This window comes from Nosocomiicoccus sp. HMSC09A07, from assembly GCF_001808485.1.
Taxonomy (GTDB): domain Bacteria; phylum Bacillota; class Bacilli; order Staphylococcales; family Salinicoccaceae; genus Nosocomiicoccus; species Nosocomiicoccus ampullae_A.
Genome location: NZ_KV793632.1, coordinates 178,368 through 196,683 on the forward strand (window position 1 = coordinate 178,368; position 18,316 = coordinate 196,683).

Here is an 18,316-nt window from a genome sequence, read left to right on the forward strand (position 1 = left end):
AAAGAATTACTAAAACTAGGAGGGGAAAATAATAACCAATTATTCTTAAATAAATATAATTGAAAGAATGTAATTAGGAGAGATACGATGAATATTGGCTTAATTGGTGCAGGTGCGATTGGACAGTTTTTATTAAAACATACGAAAGAACGTAGTGACTTACGTATTACGAATATTTTAGTACGAGATAAATCTAAGTATCAGCATTTAGAAGAGGCGTATAATGTAGATTTGTATACGGATCTGAACGAATTTTTAAACTCAAACATTGATATTGTAGTAGAAGCCGCGAATGTTGAAGTAGTTAAAACGTATTTAAAAGATGTCTTAAACGTAAAAGATATGATGGTAATCAGTATCGGTGCGTTTAGTGACACTTCGTTATTAGAGAGTGTAAGTGCGAGTCAACATAAACTCTATTTACCATCAGGCGCAGTTGGTGGTCTAGATTTAATACAAAACGTAAACACTCTAAATCATTTAAGTAGTGTCACACTTACGACGACAAAACCAGCATCATCACTTGTAGACGATGAACTATCAGAACCAACAGTCGTATTCGAAGGTGATGCAAAAGACGCCATCGACAAATTTCCTAAAAACATGAACGTATCGATTATTTTATCTCTCGCAGGATTAGGGATAGAAAAAACAAAAGTTCGACTCATCGCGGATCCGAATGCGACAGAAAATGTACACCACGTAAAAGTAACGGGAGAATTCGGAGAAGCGACAATTGAAGTTAAAAATCATCCGTTAAAAGAAAATCCAAAGACAAGTGCACTTGCAGCTCTTAGTGTCTTAAGTTCGTTAGAGCGTCTTGATAGTAATGTTTTTATTGGATGAAGTTCGTAGAATAAACAAAGGACGTATTCTAAAATGTTTTAGAGTACGTCCTTTTAATTATGAATATTATTCAACCTCATAGAACCCCATATATTCATTTCCAGAATAATTTCGTAGTAGTACATTCAGACCATGATTTTCAAGGTGAGTAAAATCTGAGAAAATACCTGTATATAATTTCTCGTTTTTAGGATGCTTTTTAAAATCTGTAAATAATAAAGAGACTTCATTTTTATCTTTATCCAGAACATCTATGGATAAATTCGTGCCATTTAATTTATAAGAGCCAGGATAACTTTCACCAAGATATTGAATAGAAACTTTATTGTTTTTATTAAAATCAAAGATTAAGTAAGCACTGTTTGTCGAGAAATCATCTAACGTATTACCAATCTGAATCACAGTAAACACAGAGAGCTTTTTGTCGGTTAATTCATTAGCTTCTGAAGAACATCCATTCAGCAGGAAAGCTACAGATAAAATAAGAGCAATACAAAGTTTTTTCATTAATTTACACCGCCATTTCTTTATGTGGAACAAAATTACCATATCTTAATATTCCACAATAATTACCCAAGAGCGTATCATTTCTAGTTTTCTCAAAGTATTCTAAGTAAACATAACCACTATAAGGACCTCTTTTAACCCAGATTCTAGGAGGGAAAGAGCTTGTCAAGTGAATCTCTTTTTCAAAGCAATATGTAATTTTAGCAACGTTAGGAGAGATATCTGCTGTGTTTTTTATAACTGTTTCTTCTGCATGAGCGTGATTAAGTGATAATAGAGTCATAAAAGGGATTATCAAGTAAAGAATTAATTTCTTCGATTTCATCTTCATTTATAACACCTCATTTTTATAAACCGGTATTGGATGCGTGGTACCACAAACATAAAGATAACCTTCGTAGACATAATATCCTTGAGTCATATTTTTAGCTGCCAGGTAACCTTCATAGCAGATAGATTTATTATGTAGTCTTTGTATCATTCTAAAGTATTTGGTTTGACCTTCATAACGCATGGCTCCAGTTTGATGCCACCAACGCCATGGGATCTTATTATTTGAATTAATAACTTCATAATTTAACTATGTAATACTATGATCAATCACACCTCCTTTGGCATCGCTTACATTAATTGAACCAAGGAACATACTAATGAGAAAAGTGGCAGTAAATAGTTTCTTCACAATAAAACCTCCTTATATATTATGATTCTATTATAAAGCTAATTAATTCTAAATTTCAATTATTTTATCTTATAAAACACTTTTTACTTAATGAATACCAAACATATTGTTTAAATACTTGCTGATTATATTTACTTTAAATTCAAACTATACTTTCTACACTAAGTATAAAAATACCCTTAAAGTTGATTGTCGTTTTCAACTTTAAGGGAGTAGGTCATTGTGATGTACCTGTTATTTTTTGTTCTGCTCTTGTTCTAAGATATGATCAATGATTAGGTCGACCATTGCTTCTACACCGTCTGCGTTTAAGTGAATACCGTCTGGTTCAAAGTATTCGACATGTCCTTCTGATGCTTTGTACCAGTCGATGACTGTGACGTTTTCAAATTCTTCTCCTGCAGTGTGTATTTTTTTGTTAACATTGCCTTCCCAGTCTCTTGGGACACGTATTGTCACGAGGTAAATGTTTGCACGGTTAAATGTTTGAATGAAGTCTTCAAGTTGTTCTAATGAAAAGTCCCCGTTTGTTCCAAGTTCTAAAACGATGTTTTCATTTTCGCTATTAAAGTGCGGATATTTCGTTCTTGAAATTTCAATTGCTTGGTACATTTGACGTCCGACTTCACCGTTGATGACGGCGTTTGGTATACGGTATTGTATGTTACTACCGATATTTACCATGATTGAGTCTCCGATAAATAGTGGCGATGCATGTGATAAATATTCACTCGCAAAGTCTTGTTTTTCTTTTTCAAGTTCGGCTTGTTCTTCTTTGTCAGCTTCTTCTTGAGCGATTCTCGCTTTTTCATCGGTAAATTGCTTATGATTTTTCTTTATGTTCCATGCAACGCTTTTTGGTGTACTAGAAAACTGCATCGTACCATCTTCAGTGTTGAATGATGATTGTTTGTTCACATCTTTATGGAGGTGATCAAAAATTCCGAGCAATGTGACGAGTAAACCTGCGACTAAAATGACACTTACTGTGGATTTCACAATGAGTGCGCGACTCGTGTTATATGCGGGCTTAAAGAAGTTAAACCCTTGTTTACGAATCGGTGTTTCAACAAATCTAAATGACAACTCTGCAGCAATACAAGTCAGTACTACTTGTAATAGGATGACGTGAAGCGGGATTTGTCCTGCTACGTAATGCATGTTCATAAAGACGATAATCGGATAATGCCATAAGTAAAGACTATATGAACGTGTTCCGATCCAGAGCATCACCGGGTTTGATAATGCATGACCAAGTTTTGACACTGGATGTACACTCGCAGCAATTGCTGGAAGTGTTAATAGAGTGACAAAAAACAGTCCGCCGGCATATAACCAGTTTGAGTAATCTTTTGTAAACATCATAAACAAAATGAGTATGATGAGTGACGTAATACCAATAGTATCAATCACTTGTTGATACCTTTTAGGTGTTTCTGTTTTTAAGTTAAATGGTGGCCAAATGAATGCAAGTAATACACCGAGTAAAATCGTATGTGCACGTGTATCTGTTCCGAAATACACGCGTGAGTTGTCCATATCTGGCACCATGAATAAAGTCATTAAAAAGAGAGACACAAAAGTCATTAGTAAAACAGCTATCGGCATCGTTTTATTTGAACGCCCGAATTTAAGTAATAAGACGAAAATCACAGGCCAAATGATATAAAACTGCTCTTCAATTGCTAAACTCCATAAGTGCATTAAAGGTTTTGGTTCACTTGCTTCGAAGTAACTCACATCTTCAAATATGTACCACCAGTTCGACACGTAAAAGAGTGCAGCGAGTGAATCGTGTTTAATTGTTTTAATCATTTGAGGTTCAAATATTAACGTATAAAGGATGACGACCCCGATTAAAAAGAACACAGCCGGGATTAGTCGTTTAATACGGCGAATCCAAAAGGCGATTAAATCGATAGATCCTTTTGATTGGTACTCATGAATGAGTAAACTTGTAATTAAATATCCTGAAATTACAAAGAACGTATCTACACCTAAAAATCCACCAGGAAGCCATAGTGGATTTAAATGATATATAATAATCGCAATAACAGCGATTGCCCGTAGGCCATCGAGTCCTGTTAAATAGCGTTTCGGTTTTACTGAAAAATGAAATTTATCCGGCATGAGTATCTGTGCCTCTCTATAATATGATTCAATATAATAATTTTATAATATAGAATGTTACTGTACCATGTCAATTGTTACACGAAAAAGACAAAAATAAATCGTTATCATTACTAATTATACCATTTTTATTATTTGATATAATGAAATTGTGTAAAAATAAATTGACGAAAATTCAAAATAACGGGGGTTACATTATGTTTAATCAAACAGATACTTTACAGTTTTTAGAAGACTTACTTAATATCAATAGTCCAACAGGATATACGAAACAAGCGATAGATTTCTTAAGAACTGAAATAGAAGCACTCGGTGTAAAAACTTCGACGACACATAAAGGGAATTTAATTGCGTATATCGAGGGAGAAGATACGTCAGTGACGCGTGCATTATCTGGACACGTGGATACGCTTGGTTTAATGGTACGCTCTATTAATAGTGACGGTACGTTAAATTTAACAAAACTTGGAGGTCCTCTGACACCAACATTAGACGGAGAATACTGTGACATTATTACGAGAAGCGGTCATGTTTATACAGGTACGATACTATCGACGTCACCATCGATTCACGTATTTAAAGACGCGTCTAAAAAAGAAAGAGAAATCGATAACTTAGTCGTAAAGATAGACGAACGTGTCGCGTCAAAAGAAGATGTTGAACGTAAACTTGGTATTCAAAACGGTGATATCGTCGCGTATGATCCGAAGACTGTAGTGACATCATCTGGTTTTGTAAAATCGAGATTTTTAGATGATAAAGCATCTGTAGCGTTATTAGTAAGTCTCATTAAAGCAATTAAAGCAGAAGACGTTAAACCGAAAACAAACTTACAGTTTATATTCACAGCGTACGAAGAAGTCGGTCACGGTGCATCATATTTACCTGAAGAAATTACAGAGCTTCTTGCGGTAGATATGGGCTGTATTGGAGAAGACCTAAGCTGTACAGAATACGACGTCAGTATTTGTGCAAAAGACTCATCAGGTCCGTATGATTACGAAATGGTTTCGAGTTTAATAGAATACGCAAAACAAGAAGAACTAGGGTTCGCTGTAGATATTTACCCAATGTACGGCAGTGATGCGAGTGCAGCACTGAGTGGTGGCGCAAATATTAAGGCCGCGTTAATTGGACCAGGCGTTGCAAACAGCCACGGCATGGAACGTACGCACGTCGACGCGTTACTCAATACGTTTAAATTACTCGTGAAATATGTAGAAAACTAATGATGAAGTGGCATAAAACAGTCATGATATCCGCGCCGATTGATGAGGTGTTTCATCTATTTAAAGTTGAAAACTTCCATAAAGTGAAGCCTGAGTTGAAGCGGATCGAAGAGATTCGTAAGACTCCTAACAAGAAAGGTAGCACGTATAAAGTGACGCATGAGGAACACGGTAAAACGATACAGTATATCGTGACGCTCGATAGGTATGAGAACGAAGCGTACTCTAAGTTACTACGCTTTTCTTATACAATTAACAAATTCTTTCAAAAGAGTGCACAATATAGGTTGATAAAAAAACAACAAAGAGAGACTGAACTCATCTACAGCGGAGAGATGCGCGGCAAATATTTCCTAGGAAATATTATATTGAAGATGTTATCAAAATCTCACCATGACCAAACGATTGAGGCGTTTCTCTTACACATAAAAAATTTGTATAAAGAATGATTGATAAAAAACCTCTTTCCCGTTCAGATGAGTGGGGAAGAGGTTTTGGTGTTGTAGATTGGTGTGCGTAGGTATTTTAACGTAACTTTTTAGAAGTTGAAAATCCATGTAACATATAAATTGTAGATTTCATGTACATATTTTTATCTAATGAGCAAATAAATATTCTACTATTATTTATAAATAACTTTCAAGTATGAATGATTAATTGTTTTTCTATAAAAATAAGTTGGGGCGTGCATGTTGGGATAAAAACGTTTATATTTTTTAATTGTAACATCTGCATATATACCTAGCTGACTATATCTTGCTGAATTAGCAGGTATGTTTGTGGTTACTGTATTCTTATAAGTAAATGACAGTTTGATACCGGAATAAGATCCGGAAAATTTGTAAGATTCACCTTGAGCAATACTGTAGCCTGAAGACTTAGACCAATACTTCGTCGCATATCCACCGAAAACTCCATAAACTTTTTGTGTTGAAACTAGTTTATCTGCAGCGATTGTGTTTAATTCGTTATTGTTTCTAATACTTTCTAAATAATTGCATATCATTCTCATTAGTAAAAACTAATACCTCATTATCGTTAATCATTAACTCAAAAGTTGATGGGTGACTTAGTTCATCTGTAGTCGTAAGTGCCTGTGCTTCTAACTCATTTAAAAAACCAATAGAGATGAACAATAAAATCGAAAAAATTACCTTTTTCATAAATACCTCCTAGATTAAAAGTAATTGATTTTTTATAAATTTTATTTTAAATTTAAAATTATTACAAGCGTTTTCTTAAAGGAGGTCATTAATGTGACAAATAGTCAAAAGACGATTTTAATTAATGTAATGTGGATGGTATTTATTGTGTTTTTAATATTTATGTGGAATTTTCGTAGGGGGACAATCATACCTTATTGGTTATTAATTTTCCCTGCGGTTTTGTTCTCATTTATATTTATAAAAGATAAAAAAATCGATCGATTCATGTGAAGGTAATTCCCACATGAATCGTTTTCGCAGCAAAATTCCAATCCAGTCATCCAGTAATTAGCCCCAGTAAAACAAAAAAATCGTATGCGACTCTCTCCGTTCGCATACGATTTTTTATCACTTTTACGGTCTAACTTCTAATTTCTTTGGATTTACAAACTCATAGCCTTTATATCTCAGGCCTTCAAGTATTTTTGGGAGTGCGTCTCTCGTCCATTGACGGTCGTGCATAAGTAAGTTTGCTCCGTGATCGAGGTATTCTGAATTTACCATCTTATATTCTAAAATGTCTTTGTCGAGGTATCCAGGAGTTGCATCGTATCCATACGTCCAGTTCATGGACTGCATACCTTCGTTTTTTATAATTTGTTCAGAAGCTTCTGTATTAATACCAAAAGGTGCACGGAAGAATCTGGGTTTTTCTCCGGTAATTTCTTCGATGAGATTATTTGTTGATATAATTTCTTCGTTTACTGCTTCATAAGATAACTTTGATAAGTCTGGGTGATTTTGTGTGTGGTTTCCAATTTCAAAACCTAAATTATAAATATCTTTTAACACATTTTTACCGCGCTCCGAGTTTAAAAACATTCCGTTTACAAAAAAGATTGCAGGTGCGTCGTACTCTTTTAATATATATGCGATGTCTAGCGCATAATCTGCGGGTGCATCATCAAACGTGAGTAACGCAACTTGTGTGTTAGTACCTTCTTCGATTGGAAGGACTCTATACGTTTCGTGATCTATATAATACTCTCTCGCTATTTCTTCATCTTCTTCTACAATTTCAGTTTCAGTGTCTTCTTCACTCTCATCATGATCATTTTCGTCTTCTTCAGGTTCAGTTTCCTCTTCAACAATTGTTTCAGTGTTGTCATCAGTTTGTTCGGGTACTTTTTCTGTATGTTCTTGAGTGTCTTCTTTTGATGTACATGCAGATAAAATAAGGAAAGATAGTAGTAACATATAAAGAATTTTCTTCATAACAATTAAACACCTCTTACTTCATATTATATATGAAATTTTAAGAAGTTTTATAAACTTAAAGGAATTTCTATGAAAGATTAGTATAATAATGTTAAACAAATATATTGAGGTGGTATAAGTGAGTAAAGAAGCTTTATTAATTGTTGATATGAGTAACGACTTTGTAGATTTAGAAGGGCCATTAAACGTTGGAGAAGCCGGACTTGCCATTACGCCTTATATAAGAGATTTAGCGGACGAATTTTTACAAGATGGTAAGTATGTGGTGATTTCTATGGATGACCATGCGCCGGATGATGCGCACTTTGATTCTTGGCCAGTTCATAACGTAACAGGAACAAAAGGACAAGAGTTATATGGACCACTTAAAGAGTGGTACGATGAAAACAAAGATAATGATCACATTATTTATTCAATGAAAGAAAACTATAATGCATTTTTTAACACTGGTTTGGATGAAGTGTTACGTGAGCGTGACGTTGATACGGTACACATTTGTGGAGTCGCAACAGATATTTGTGTGTTTTTAACAGCGTCAGGTGCAGATGCGAATGGTTTTAAAACAGTCATCCACAAACGTGGAGTCGCGACGTTTACAGATCAACAAGAGTCGAGTCTAGAACATATGGAGCGTTGCTTCCATTCAGAAATTGTAGAGTAAAATTACATACATAATATTGAATAGGAGGAATTATATGTTTGATTTAACGAAAAAAATTGCACTTGTCACAGGTGGTGCGAATGGAATTGGTAAAGGGATTTCGACGATGCTTCAAAAAGCTGGAGCATTCGTTATTATTGCAGATTTAGACAAAGAAAACGGTGAAAAAGTCGCAAAAGAATTAAACGGAGAATTTTACGAGCTAGATGTGACAAATCTTGATGGTATCGAAAAAACGGTCGACAGCATCGTTGAATCTCACGGAAAAATCGATATCCTCGCTTCAAATACAGGGATATTCCCTCAAAAATTCATTGAAGACATGTCTGAAGCAGATTACGACAAAGTACTTGACGTTAACTTAAAATCATCTGTCTTTGTAAGTAAAGCTGTGTTAAAGCATATGAAAAAGGCGAATTACGGCCGTGTTATCTTTACATCTTCAGTAACAGGACCAATCACTGGATATCCAGGGTGGGCACATTACGGTGCGTCAAAAGCAGCACAACTTGGATTTATGAGAAGTGCAGCGTTAGAGTATGCAAAGTACGGTATAACAGTAAACAGTGTGCAACCAGGTAACGTGTTAACCGAAGGCTTAAAAGCACAAGGTGAGGAATATTTAGAAGGTACAAAATCTATCATTCCGATGCATGAATTAGGAAAGCCCGAAGATATTGGCGCAGCAGTTGCATTCTTTGCATCTGACGAAGCGGGTTATATTACAGGACAAAGTATCGTCGTCGATGGTGGACAGATTTTACCAGAAGAACCAGACGGTATTTTATAGAACGATTTGAAAGTTTAAATGGAGCGTATTTTTATGAAAAAAATGATTGGACTTTCAGTGCTTACGATATTTTTAGTCGGATGTACTGGAAACAACGGCATTATTAATAAAGACGATCACAAAGTAACTTCAACGCCTGCTGAAACAAATGAGCAGGTAGAAGAAGAAGTTGTCGAAGAGACACCACTTGTAACGGAAGAAAATGTGTTTACAGAAGGTACGATCGAACAACTCGTAAACCCAGCGTATGCATTATCTGAAACATATGAACCGTCTGACTTAGTACTCGTTGACTTACTGAGCACGCAAGAGACATATTTAAGAAGTGAAGCATATGAGGCACTAAAAGAACTATTTGAAGCTGCAAATGAAGAAGGTCTACAACTTTATGCGGTATCTGGATATCGATCATATGCAATGCAAGAAACGCTTTACAATAACTATGTATATCAACATGGACAAGAAGAAGCGGATCGATTTAGTGCAAAACCAGGGACGAGTGAACACCAAACGGGACTTGTGATGGACGTCAGTAGTGAAAGTGCGTGGTTTGGATTATCAGAAAGCTTTGAAGCAACACCAGAAGGTGAGTTTGTAAAAAACAACGCACATAAATATGGATTTGTCGTTCGTTATTTAAAAGGTAAAGAAGATATTACGGGGTATATGTATGAACCGTGGCATATACGTTACTTTGGTAAAGAACTCGCACAAGAATTATACGATAGCGGGTTAACATACGAAGAATATCTAGAAAATAACAATATATCATTAACACCAGTAAGTGAAGTAAAATAAATTTCAATAATACTAACGCCCTTTGCCCAATCAACATCTCTTCTGAAAAAGATATATCGCTTTTATAGTTGTACAATATATTGTACAATTCAATTAGGAGATGATAGTAATGAGTGTAGAAACATATTCAAATGCAAGAAAAAATTTCAGACAATTAATTAATCAGGTAAATGAAAATAGCGAAGTGATAACAATCACAACAAATGAACATAATGCTGTTTTGATGTCTGAGGAAGATTATAATTCTATTATGGAAACTTTTTATTTACAAAAAAATCCATACAATAACGAGCACTTAAAACGTTCAATTTCACAATTAGAAAATGATGAAATAGTTAAGGATAATATTGATGACTAAACTACTCATTACATTTTCAACTGATGCTTTTGAAGACTATAAAGAGTGGCAAATACAAGATAGAAAAACTTTGAAAAAAATTAACCAACTCATCAAAAGTATTGAGAGAGATGGAGTACTTGAAGGTATCGGAAAACCAGAAAAATTAAAAGGAAATTTAAGTGGCTGGTATAGTAGGAGAATTACACAGGAACATAGACTTGTATATAAGATTGATAAAGGATCAATTATGATTGCTTCATGTAAATATCATTATAAATAAATGCAGTGTATACTATGTTCACATCGGTGATAAAATGAAAAATATGAGCTAGAAAAGTGGAAATATAATGAACGATATAATTAACGGAAAAGAGATATAAAGCAAGATTCGTGTTGTTTAAACAGAATCTTGCTTTTTTATTTCTTAACAGTGATTAAGTCAACTGATACAGGTCGGTTTTTATATTGAGATAGTATTATTCATACAAAACGTTGAATTATTTATCTATTTTCGTTACATTTTAGAAAAGAGAACGCTTTTTGTGAGGAGTGTGTCGGATGGATATTAAGCAGTTTTCCGAGGATTCTTTAACGATTTACCTCGGTGACACAGTGGATGTTGAGACGAATCAAAAGTTGATGATTTTAAAATCGATAATTGAGTCATGGAATTTTCATGGCATTTATGAAATTGTACCGTCTTATACGTCGCTTACGATTCATTATAACTTATTAGAAACTGATGTGACAAAGTTAAAAGAGAAGCTAGGTGAAGTGGATACGGCTCTACTCGACATTTCTGAGTTGTCTTATAAAGTTGTCGAGATACCGGTATGTTACGGCGGAGACTATGGGCCAGACGTCGAACGTTTTGTAACGGATGAGTTTACAGAAGACGATTTAATACATCTTCATGCAGGTAGAGAGTATCATATTTTTATGCTCGGATTTATGCCAGGATTTCCGTTTCTCGGTGGGTTAGATGAAAAACTATATAAAGAACGTTTAGACAACCCACGTACAAAAATCCCTGGAGGATCTGTAGGAATTGGGGGAGAGCAAACGGGTGTGTATCCGTTTGATAGTCCAGGTGGTTGGAATATTATCGGTCGTACGCCAGTCCCGTTATACGATAATAATCGAAGTGAACCGATACTGTATGAAGCAGGAGACCGTATTGTGTTCCGTTCAATTTCTGAAGAAGAATATGACACGATTGTCGAGGCATATAATAACGGTGTTTATAAAGCAAAAGTGACGAAGCGAGGTAGTAATAATGACAATTAAAATTATTCATCCTGGAATGTATACGACAATACAAGATAGAGGGCGTTATGGATATGAGTCACTCGGTTTTTCACCAGCTGGTGCGATGGATTATGAGAGTTATTATTTAGCAAACCAGTTGATCGGTAACGACTTAAACACGCCTGTCTTAGAGATGACATTAAAAGGCGCGAAGTTTCAAGTGACGAGCAACGTGACAATTGGAACGGCTGGAGCAGATATGCCGCTACTCATAAACGATGAAGAATATAGAGTCGGAGCAGCGATTGATTTAGTAAAAGGCGATATCGTTGAATTTGGATACGCGCGTCACGGTGTGCGTACATATGTCGCATTTTTAGGTGGATTTGATATCGATGAAGAACTTGGGAGTTATTCTACTCATTCGAGAAGTAAAATTGGTGGGTTCCAAGGTAGAGCACTTCAACCGTTTGACGTCTTATATATAAACGGTGGGCTCGCGCGACATGGTTATAAAGTTGTAACGAAAGAGCTCGACACGTCAAACGTAATTAGAGTAGTTAAGGGACAACAATATGACCGCTTCGATGAGGAAAACTTAGATCACTTTTTCCATAGCGAATATACAGTATCAAAAGAAAGTGACCGAATGGGATATCGTTTAGATGGTGAATCTGTTGAAGCAACGAATCATGATATTATTAGCGAAACGATTCTATTCGGGAGTATTCAAGTGCCTAAAAATGGAAAGCCAATTATATTACTTTCAGACCGACAAACAGCGGGTGGTTATACAAAAATTGCGACGGTTGCGAAAGTAGACATTCAAAAAATCGCACAAAAGAAACCTGGAGATAAAATACAATTTAAACTCATCACGATTGAAGAAGCGACTGAGCTGTATAAAGAACAGTTACGCGCCATTCATAATAAAGAGTTTATCGGAACGACAAAAGAGTTTAATAACGTAAGACGCCCAGTTTCACAGCGTATTCATACATTAATTGGAGGTAAAGCGTAATGGATATCAATACAGTAAAAGAACTGATTAAACTATTGAACGATGAGAATTTATCGGTTTTAAAAATAGAAAGTGATGATATTAAAGTACACCTTGAACGTGATACGAATGTTTCAAAAGGAGGTAGTCAGAAAGTTGTAACGAACACGCCTGTCGAACGTAAAGAAACAAACACACCAGCAGACCCTTCGAAATATGTAGAAATTACAGCACCTCAGATCGGTACATTCTATACAAAGAAAGATGAACATAGCAGTGAAAACTTCGTCGAGATTGGTGACCGAATAGAAGTTGGGGACCAAATTGGCTACATTGAAGCAATGAAAATGTTTAACGATTTAAAATCAGACGTTTCTGGAATTGTTCGAGAAATCGTCGTACACAATGGAGAAGATGTAGAATACGGGGATGTACTCGTCCGAGTAGAACCGGAGGGTAATTAGTATGAGAAAAGTATTAATTGCAAACCGCGGAGAGATTGCGGTACGTATCATTCGTACGTTAAAAGAAATGAACATGACGAGTGTTGCGGTATATTCTACAGCTGACAAAAACTCGCTCCACGTGGCGATTGCGAACGAAGCATATGCAATTGGTGGACCAAAAAGTATCGATAGTTATTTAAACATCGATGCGATTTTAACTGCAGCTGAATTATCTGGAGCCGACGCGATACATCCAGGTTATGGATTTTTATCAGAATCAGCGGAGTTTGCGAGACGCGTCGAAGAAGCGGGACTGATTTTTATTGGACCAACTGCAGATATGATGGAAAAAATGGGTAACAAATCGATGGCGCGTGAAACGATGGCGAGTGTTGGAGTACCTGTAATCCCAGGAAGTGACGGAATCATCGACTCTGCTGACGACGTAAAAGAGATTGCGAAAGTCCATAACTATCCACTTGTCATAAAAGCTGTGTCAGGTGGCGGCGGTAAAGGGATGCGTTTTGCGTATAGTGACAAAGACGTAGACAAACTATATTATGACGCTAAAAACGAAGCGAAAAATGCGTTTAATGATGACAGACTATACGTAGAAAAGTTTATCGAGAAAGCACGACATATCGAAGTTCAAGTCATTGGTGATGGTAAAGGTGATGCGGTTCACTTATATGAGAGGGACTGTTCAATTCAGCGTAACAACCAAAAGCTGTTAGAAGAAGCACCCGCTGCTATTTTATCTGACGAAGAACGTAAATACATTACAGAAACGACACGTGACGCGATGAAACAGTTAAAATATCGCGGTGCTGGAACGGTCGAGTACTTATATGTTGAAGAAGAAAAGAAATTTTACTTTATTGAAATGAATACACGTGTGCAAGTCGAACATACAATTACAGAAGAAGTCACAGGTAAAGACATTATTAAAGCACAAATCATGGTCGCTTATGACGGTGAAATAGGTTTTACTCAAGACGACGTGAGTTTAAATGGTCACGCAATTGAAGCACGTATTAACGCTGAAGATCCGATGCACCAATTTAGACCGTCTCCTGGTAAAATCGAAGAGCTGCACTTCGGGCTTGGGCGTAATGTGCGAATTGACTCACATTTATACACGGGGTATACGATACCTCCGTATTACGACTCGATGGTCGCAAAACTCATCGTAAAAGATGATGACCGTGACTCTGCACTTACAAAACTCAAACTTGTCATCGGAGAAACAGTCATTGAGCCGATTAAAACGAACTTAGACTTTCAATTTTTCTTACTGTCACATCACAAAGTAATTGCGAATGATTATGATATCAAATTTATTTACGAAGAAAATATTATCGATACGGAGTGATAACGATGACACTAACAATTGATTTAAATGCAGACTTAGGCGAAAGTTTCGGGAACTATACAATCGGAAATGATGACAAAATTATTCCGCTTATTTCGTCAGCAAACGTCGCATGTGGTTTTCACGCGAGCGACCCTAAAGTAATGTTAGAAACAGTTAAACTCATTAAAGAATCAGGCGCGGGGCTCGGAGCTCATCCAGGATTCCCAGACAAAGAAGGATTCGGACGTAGGTATATGGACTGTACAGATGAAGAAATTTATAGTATGGTATTGTATCAACTTTCTGCGCTAGACGGTATTGCGAGAACAGTCGGAGTTGAAATGAATCACGTCAAACCACACGGTGCATTATATAACGCAACGTTTACAGATAAAAACCTCGCCCGCGTAATCGCACAAGCCGTCAAAGACTTTAATCCAAATTTAAAGTTAATGGGGCTATCGGAAAACAACCTCGTAAAAGCTGGAGAAGAAATAGGTTTACAAGTGGTACATGAAGTGTTTTTAGATCGTGCGTATGAAAACGACGGTACACTTGTCTCTAGACGTAAAGAGGGTGCGATGATTACAGATAGTAAACTAGCAGTTGAACGCGGGATTAGAATGCTTACTGAAGGTAAAGTAGAAGCAATAGACGGCACAGACATAGACATTAAAGCAGATAGTATTTGTGTACACGGTGATGGTGAAAAAGCACTACAATTTGTAAGAGAAATTAAATCTGCACTTGAAGCAAAAGGAATTGAAATACAAACGATGTAATCAAGATGAAGGAGTGAACTTATGCAAGGTGAAAAACAAAAATTAACAGCGTCACAACGTAGGCTACTATTTGGCGCAGTATTCTTGATGGCTACGTCATCAATTGGTCCAGCATTTTTAACACAGACGACAGTATTTACTGAACAGTTTTTAGCGAGTTTTGGATTTGCGATTTTAATATCAATTATCATTGATATCGGCGCACAATCAAATGTATGGCGTGTGTTATCAGTTAGCGGGAAACGTGGACAAGATGTTGCGAATGAGGTATTTCCTGGTTTAGGATCATTTATCGCAATTTTAATCGTGATCGGAGGATTTGCGTTTAACATCGGTAACGTTGCAGGCGCAGGGCTCGGTTTCAATGCGATATTTGGTTGGGATGTGCGAATTGGTGCAGCAATTACAGGAATATTTGCGATTATCATTTTCCTCATTAAAAATGGAAGAGCCGTAATGGACATCGTCACGCAAGGGCTCGGTATACTAATGATTTTAATCGTGTTATACGTTGCGATTGAATCAAAACCAGATATCGGTGAAGCAGCATTTAGAACGATTGTGCCTGAAGATCCAGTATCAATGTTACTTCCAATTGTTACTATTGTAGGTGGGACAGTTGGAGGATATATCACGTTTGCCGGAGCACACCGTTTAATTGAAGCGGGTGTGACAGGTAAAGAGAATTTACATTTCGTATCTAAAGCAGCAAACTACGGGATTATTACAACAGGTGTCATGCGTACGTTACTATTCTTAGCAGTACTTGGTGTACTTGCTCAAGGTGCAGTGCTAGATCCAGATAACCCACCAGCGTCAGTATTCCAATTTGCGCTTGGAGACATCGGAGTAAAAGTATTCGGTGTCGTATTACTCGCTGCAGCACTATCTTCAGTCATCGGTGCGGCATATACGAGTGCGAGTTTCTTACGCGGATTTGGAAAAGTGTTTGATAAGCACAACAACCTCATCATCATAGCTTTCATTTTAGCATCGACGATTGTTTTCGTATTCATCGGTAGACCTGTAACACTACTCATACTTGCAGGTGCATTCAACGGACTCATTCTACCAGTCACACTCGCTGCGATCCTACTCGCATCGAGAAAGAAAAGTATCGTTGGAGATTACCGCCATCCAACAGCATGGTTAATGTTTGGAGTAATAGCAGTTATCGTTACTGCAGTAGCAGGGATACTATCGTTAGAGGGACTTGCACAACTTTGGAATGGATAAAGTAATAGAAGTTCGCGTATAATCGAACTATATGACAAAACAAATTTATGATTATAGTATGGATTTAAATTTTATATAAAAAGCACCCTGAAGTTGGATCAAAGCCTAACTTCAGGGTTATTTATTATTATGAGATGATCTTCTATAATAAGTTAAAGGAATAAGGAAGAATCAGGTAATTTTTTTATTTCTTCCAATACTTGATTAGGAGATTTTTCCTCGATATGCCAAGTTCTGTACGTCGTTTTTTTTATAAATTCATTTAACAATATCTCCACTTCTTTTATGCAAATTTGCATATATAAAATTTTGCCAAATTGTTGTATGATTAAGTTAATACGCATATATGAATGAGGTATAGATCCAATCATAGGTGAAATATAAACAAGAGTATTACTATACATACATAAACTTATATTAATAAGTAATGGAACCAGCTAGTATTTGTAAGAGGTGTTATATTATGAGAAATATATTCATTTATTTTGCAAGTGTCTTAGTTCTAACGACAGGTGGTCTCATATATAATTTTGCGATAAGTTATTATATATTAGACGTTACAAAGTCTCCCTTATTATTTTCAATTAATACTGTAATAATGAGTGTTGGAACAATCATCTCACTCCCGATAATGGGTACTTTTATAGATAAGTATAACAGGAAATCTATAATAATATTTTTGGAAGGGCTTTCTTGTTTAAGTCTTATTTTGCTTCTAACATATATTTATATTTATGGTTTTAATATTTATTTTCTATTTTTTATTACAGCGATTAGATCGTTCATCGTGCCGGTTGTTTCTAATGCTTTTGATGCTTCACTCACTCAATTATTTAACGAAGATAAAATTCAAAATATTTTAGGGCAGGTTGGAACGATAAGAACAACAGTGTTTTTATTAGGACCATTAATAGCAGGAGTTATCTATGGCTTTGTTACCTTAGAAACTATGATATTAATATTTTTAATTTTACAATTTATTTCTTTACTTTTAAATTTCTTTTTAGTGTTTGATGAATATGAGACTAATCCGATAAAAGAACATGAAGACAAAGAAAACATTATAAAATATGTGGTGAGAAAGAATAAAGAAGCCTTTAAATATATTGAAAAAAATGATGTTTTATGGAGGATTATTCTTTTAGCAATGATTATTAATAGTGTTGGTGCAGCAAGTTTCAGTGTTTTACCAGATACAATAATGATTAAAGAATTATCATTCGATCCATATTATGTCGGAATAGCTAGTTCCATAATGGGCTTAGGATCCTTATTAGCTACATTAGTTCTTTCGAGGTTGAAACTAAACAATCCCTTAAAAGCAATGAAAATAGCATTTTTAGTACTAGCTATAGTAATGACTACCTTTACATTACCTGTATACGTTAATATGAACAATATTTATAGCTTGGTATATCTATCGCTGATAGGATTGACTATGGCTTTTACATTTCAATTTGTATCAATACCAATGATGAGTTATATGCAAAAGAGTATCGATAACCAATTCAAAGGAAGAGTTTTTTCTCTGTTAAATACTTTAGGAAATGTTTTGTTGCCTATTGGAACTTTAATATTTGGAGCTCTTTATGAAATGAAAATATATTTTTCAGCTAACTTATTTTCTTCAATCATAGTTATTATTGTTGCTTCCTTATTATTAAATAATAGTGTGATTAGGAAGAGCAAAACAATATATAATAACAAAATTCAACTATAGAAGGAGGGATGAAAATGGTACTAAAATTACAAGAGTTAAATCCATTTTCATCCTTAATACCAATCTATTATAGATTTTTTCTGAATGCCGAAACACACCTAAAGTTGGATTCTAGTATTCAACT

At 35.6% G+C, this 18,316-nt stretch carries 20 protein-coding genes; 15 read left to right on the forward strand and 5 right to left on the reverse strand.

Features of this window, described 5'->3' with window-relative positions; all coding sequences use genetic code 11:
• Nucleotides 1–87: 87 nt before the first annotated feature.
• Nucleotides 88–846 (forward strand): aspartate dehydrogenase, encoded by a 759-nt coding sequence (gene nadX, locus HMPREF3177_RS04065; RefSeq protein ID WP_068129021.1) that lies wholly within the window; start codon nt 88–90, stop codon nt 844–846.
• A 66-nt stretch (nt 847–912) separates the two neighbouring features.
• Here nadX and HMPREF3177_RS04070 read toward each other — a convergent pair whose 3' ends face one another.
• From HMPREF3177_RS04070 to HMPREF3177_RS04085, 3 genes are all read right to left on the reverse strand, one after another.
• Nucleotides 913–1,353, reverse strand: coding sequence for a hypothetical protein (locus HMPREF3177_RS04070; protein WP_068129019.1), 441 nt, complete (start codon nt 1,351–1,353; stop codon nt 913–915).
• 4 nt (nt 1,354–1,357) lie between these two features.
• Entirely contained in the window at nt 1,358–1,684 is a 327-nt protein-coding gene (locus tag HMPREF3177_RS04075; protein ID WP_070457189.1) for a hypothetical protein, read from the reverse strand.
• Between the two features lie 585 nt (nt 1,685–2,269).
• The gene (locus HMPREF3177_RS04085) at nt 2,270–4,165 is read right to left on the reverse strand and encodes an acyltransferase family protein (RefSeq protein WP_070457191.1); all 1,896 of its coding nucleotides are present in this window, start codon (nt 4,163–4,165) and stop codon (nt 2,270–2,272) included.
• A 197-nt stretch (nt 4,166–4,362) separates the two neighbouring features.
• Between HMPREF3177_RS04085 and HMPREF3177_RS04090 the strand changes: the two genes are divergently transcribed.
• Entirely contained in the window at nt 4,363–5,394 is a 1,032-nt protein-coding gene (locus tag HMPREF3177_RS04090; protein ID WP_070457192.1) for a M42 family metallopeptidase, read from the forward strand.
• Complete coding sequence (locus HMPREF3177_RS04095) at nt 5,394–5,843, forward strand: SRPBCC family protein (RefSeq protein WP_070457193.1); 450 nt, start codon at nt 5,394–5,396, stop codon at nt 5,841–5,843. The genes HMPREF3177_RS04090 and HMPREF3177_RS04095 overlap by 1 nt, the downstream gene beginning before the upstream one ends.
• Before the next feature lie 528 nt (nt 5,844–6,371).
• Here the strand turns inward: HMPREF3177_RS04095 and HMPREF3177_RS04105 are convergent.
• Entirely contained in the window at nt 6,372–6,557 is a 186-nt protein-coding gene (locus HMPREF3177_RS04105; RefSeq protein ID WP_070457195.1) for a hypothetical protein, read from the reverse strand.
• 396 nt (nt 6,558–6,953) lie between these two features.
• Nucleotides 6,954–7,814: a polysaccharide deacetylase family protein gene (locus HMPREF3177_RS04115; RefSeq protein WP_070457197.1), complete on the reverse strand. Its 861-nt coding sequence runs from the start codon at nt 7,812–7,814 to the stop codon at nt 6,954–6,956.
• Nucleotides 7,815–7,935: 121 nt separating this feature from the next.
• Here HMPREF3177_RS04115 and HMPREF3177_RS04120 point away from each other — a divergent pair, with 121 nt between their 5' ends.
• From HMPREF3177_RS04120 to HMPREF3177_RS04175, 12 genes are all read left to right on the forward strand, one after another.
• Nucleotides 7,936–8,478 (forward strand): cysteine hydrolase family protein, encoded by a 543-nt coding sequence (locus HMPREF3177_RS04120; RefSeq protein ID WP_083286857.1) that lies wholly within the window; start codon nt 7,936–7,938, stop codon nt 8,476–8,478.
• Nucleotides 8,479–8,512: 34 nt separating this feature from the next.
• Nucleotides 8,513–9,268 (forward strand): SDR family NAD(P)-dependent oxidoreductase, encoded by a 756-nt coding sequence (locus HMPREF3177_RS04125; protein ID WP_070457198.1) that lies wholly within the window; start codon nt 8,513–8,515, stop codon nt 9,266–9,268.
• A gap of 33 nt (nt 9,269–9,301) precedes the next feature.
• Nucleotides 9,302–10,066, forward strand: a complete 765-nt coding sequence (locus HMPREF3177_RS04130; RefSeq protein ID WP_070457199.1) for a M15 family metallopeptidase — start codon at nt 9,302–9,304, stop codon at nt 10,064–10,066.
• 109 nt (nt 10,067–10,175) lie between these two features.
• A complete protein-coding gene (locus HMPREF3177_RS04135; protein WP_070457200.1) occupies nt 10,176–10,424 on the forward strand; it encodes a type II toxin-antitoxin system Phd/YefM family antitoxin in 249 nt (82 codons plus the stop codon).
• The gene (locus tag HMPREF3177_RS04140; RefSeq protein ID WP_068129005.1) at nt 10,417–10,686 is read left to right on the forward strand and encodes a Txe/YoeB family addiction module toxin; all 270 of its coding nucleotides are present in this window, start codon (nt 10,417–10,419) and stop codon (nt 10,684–10,686) included. Before HMPREF3177_RS04135 ends, HMPREF3177_RS04140 begins: the two co-directional genes overlap by 8 nt.
• Nucleotides 10,687–10,964: 278 nt before the next feature.
• The gene (gene pxpB / locus HMPREF3177_RS04145) at nt 10,965–11,693 is read left to right on the forward strand and encodes a 5-oxoprolinase subunit PxpB (protein WP_070457201.1); all 729 of its coding nucleotides are present in this window, start codon (nt 10,965–10,967) and stop codon (nt 11,691–11,693) included.
• A complete protein-coding gene (locus HMPREF3177_RS04150; protein WP_070457202.1) occupies nt 11,683–12,675 on the forward strand; it encodes a 5-oxoprolinase subunit C family protein in 993 nt (330 codons plus the stop codon). Before pxpB ends, HMPREF3177_RS04150 begins: the two co-directional genes overlap by 11 nt.
• Entirely contained in the window at nt 12,675–13,118 is a 444-nt protein-coding gene (locus tag HMPREF3177_RS04155; protein WP_070457203.1) for an acetyl-CoA carboxylase biotin carboxyl carrier protein, read from the forward strand. Before HMPREF3177_RS04150 ends, HMPREF3177_RS04155 begins: the two co-directional genes overlap by 1 nt.
• Before the next feature lies 1 nt (nt 13,119).
• Nucleotides 13,120–14,472 (forward strand): acetyl-CoA carboxylase biotin carboxylase subunit, encoded by a 1,353-nt coding sequence (locus HMPREF3177_RS04160; RefSeq protein ID WP_070457204.1) that lies wholly within the window; start codon nt 13,120–13,122, stop codon nt 14,470–14,472.
• 5 nt (nt 14,473–14,477) lie between these two features.
• Complete coding sequence (locus HMPREF3177_RS04165) at nt 14,478–15,236, forward strand: LamB/YcsF family protein (RefSeq protein WP_070457205.1); 759 nt, start codon at nt 14,478–14,480, stop codon at nt 15,234–15,236.
• A 21-nt stretch (nt 15,237–15,257) separates the two neighbouring features.
• The gene (locus HMPREF3177_RS04170; protein ID WP_070457206.1) at nt 15,258–16,472 is read left to right on the forward strand and encodes an NRAMP family divalent metal transporter; all 1,215 of its coding nucleotides are present in this window, start codon (nt 15,258–15,260) and stop codon (nt 16,470–16,472) included.
• Nucleotides 16,473–16,899: 427 nt separating this feature from the next.
• Nucleotides 16,900–18,192, forward strand: a complete 1,293-nt coding sequence (locus tag HMPREF3177_RS04175; RefSeq protein WP_083286860.1) for an MFS transporter — start codon at nt 16,900–16,902, stop codon at nt 18,190–18,192.
• Nucleotides 18,193–18,316: the final 124 nt, after the last annotated feature.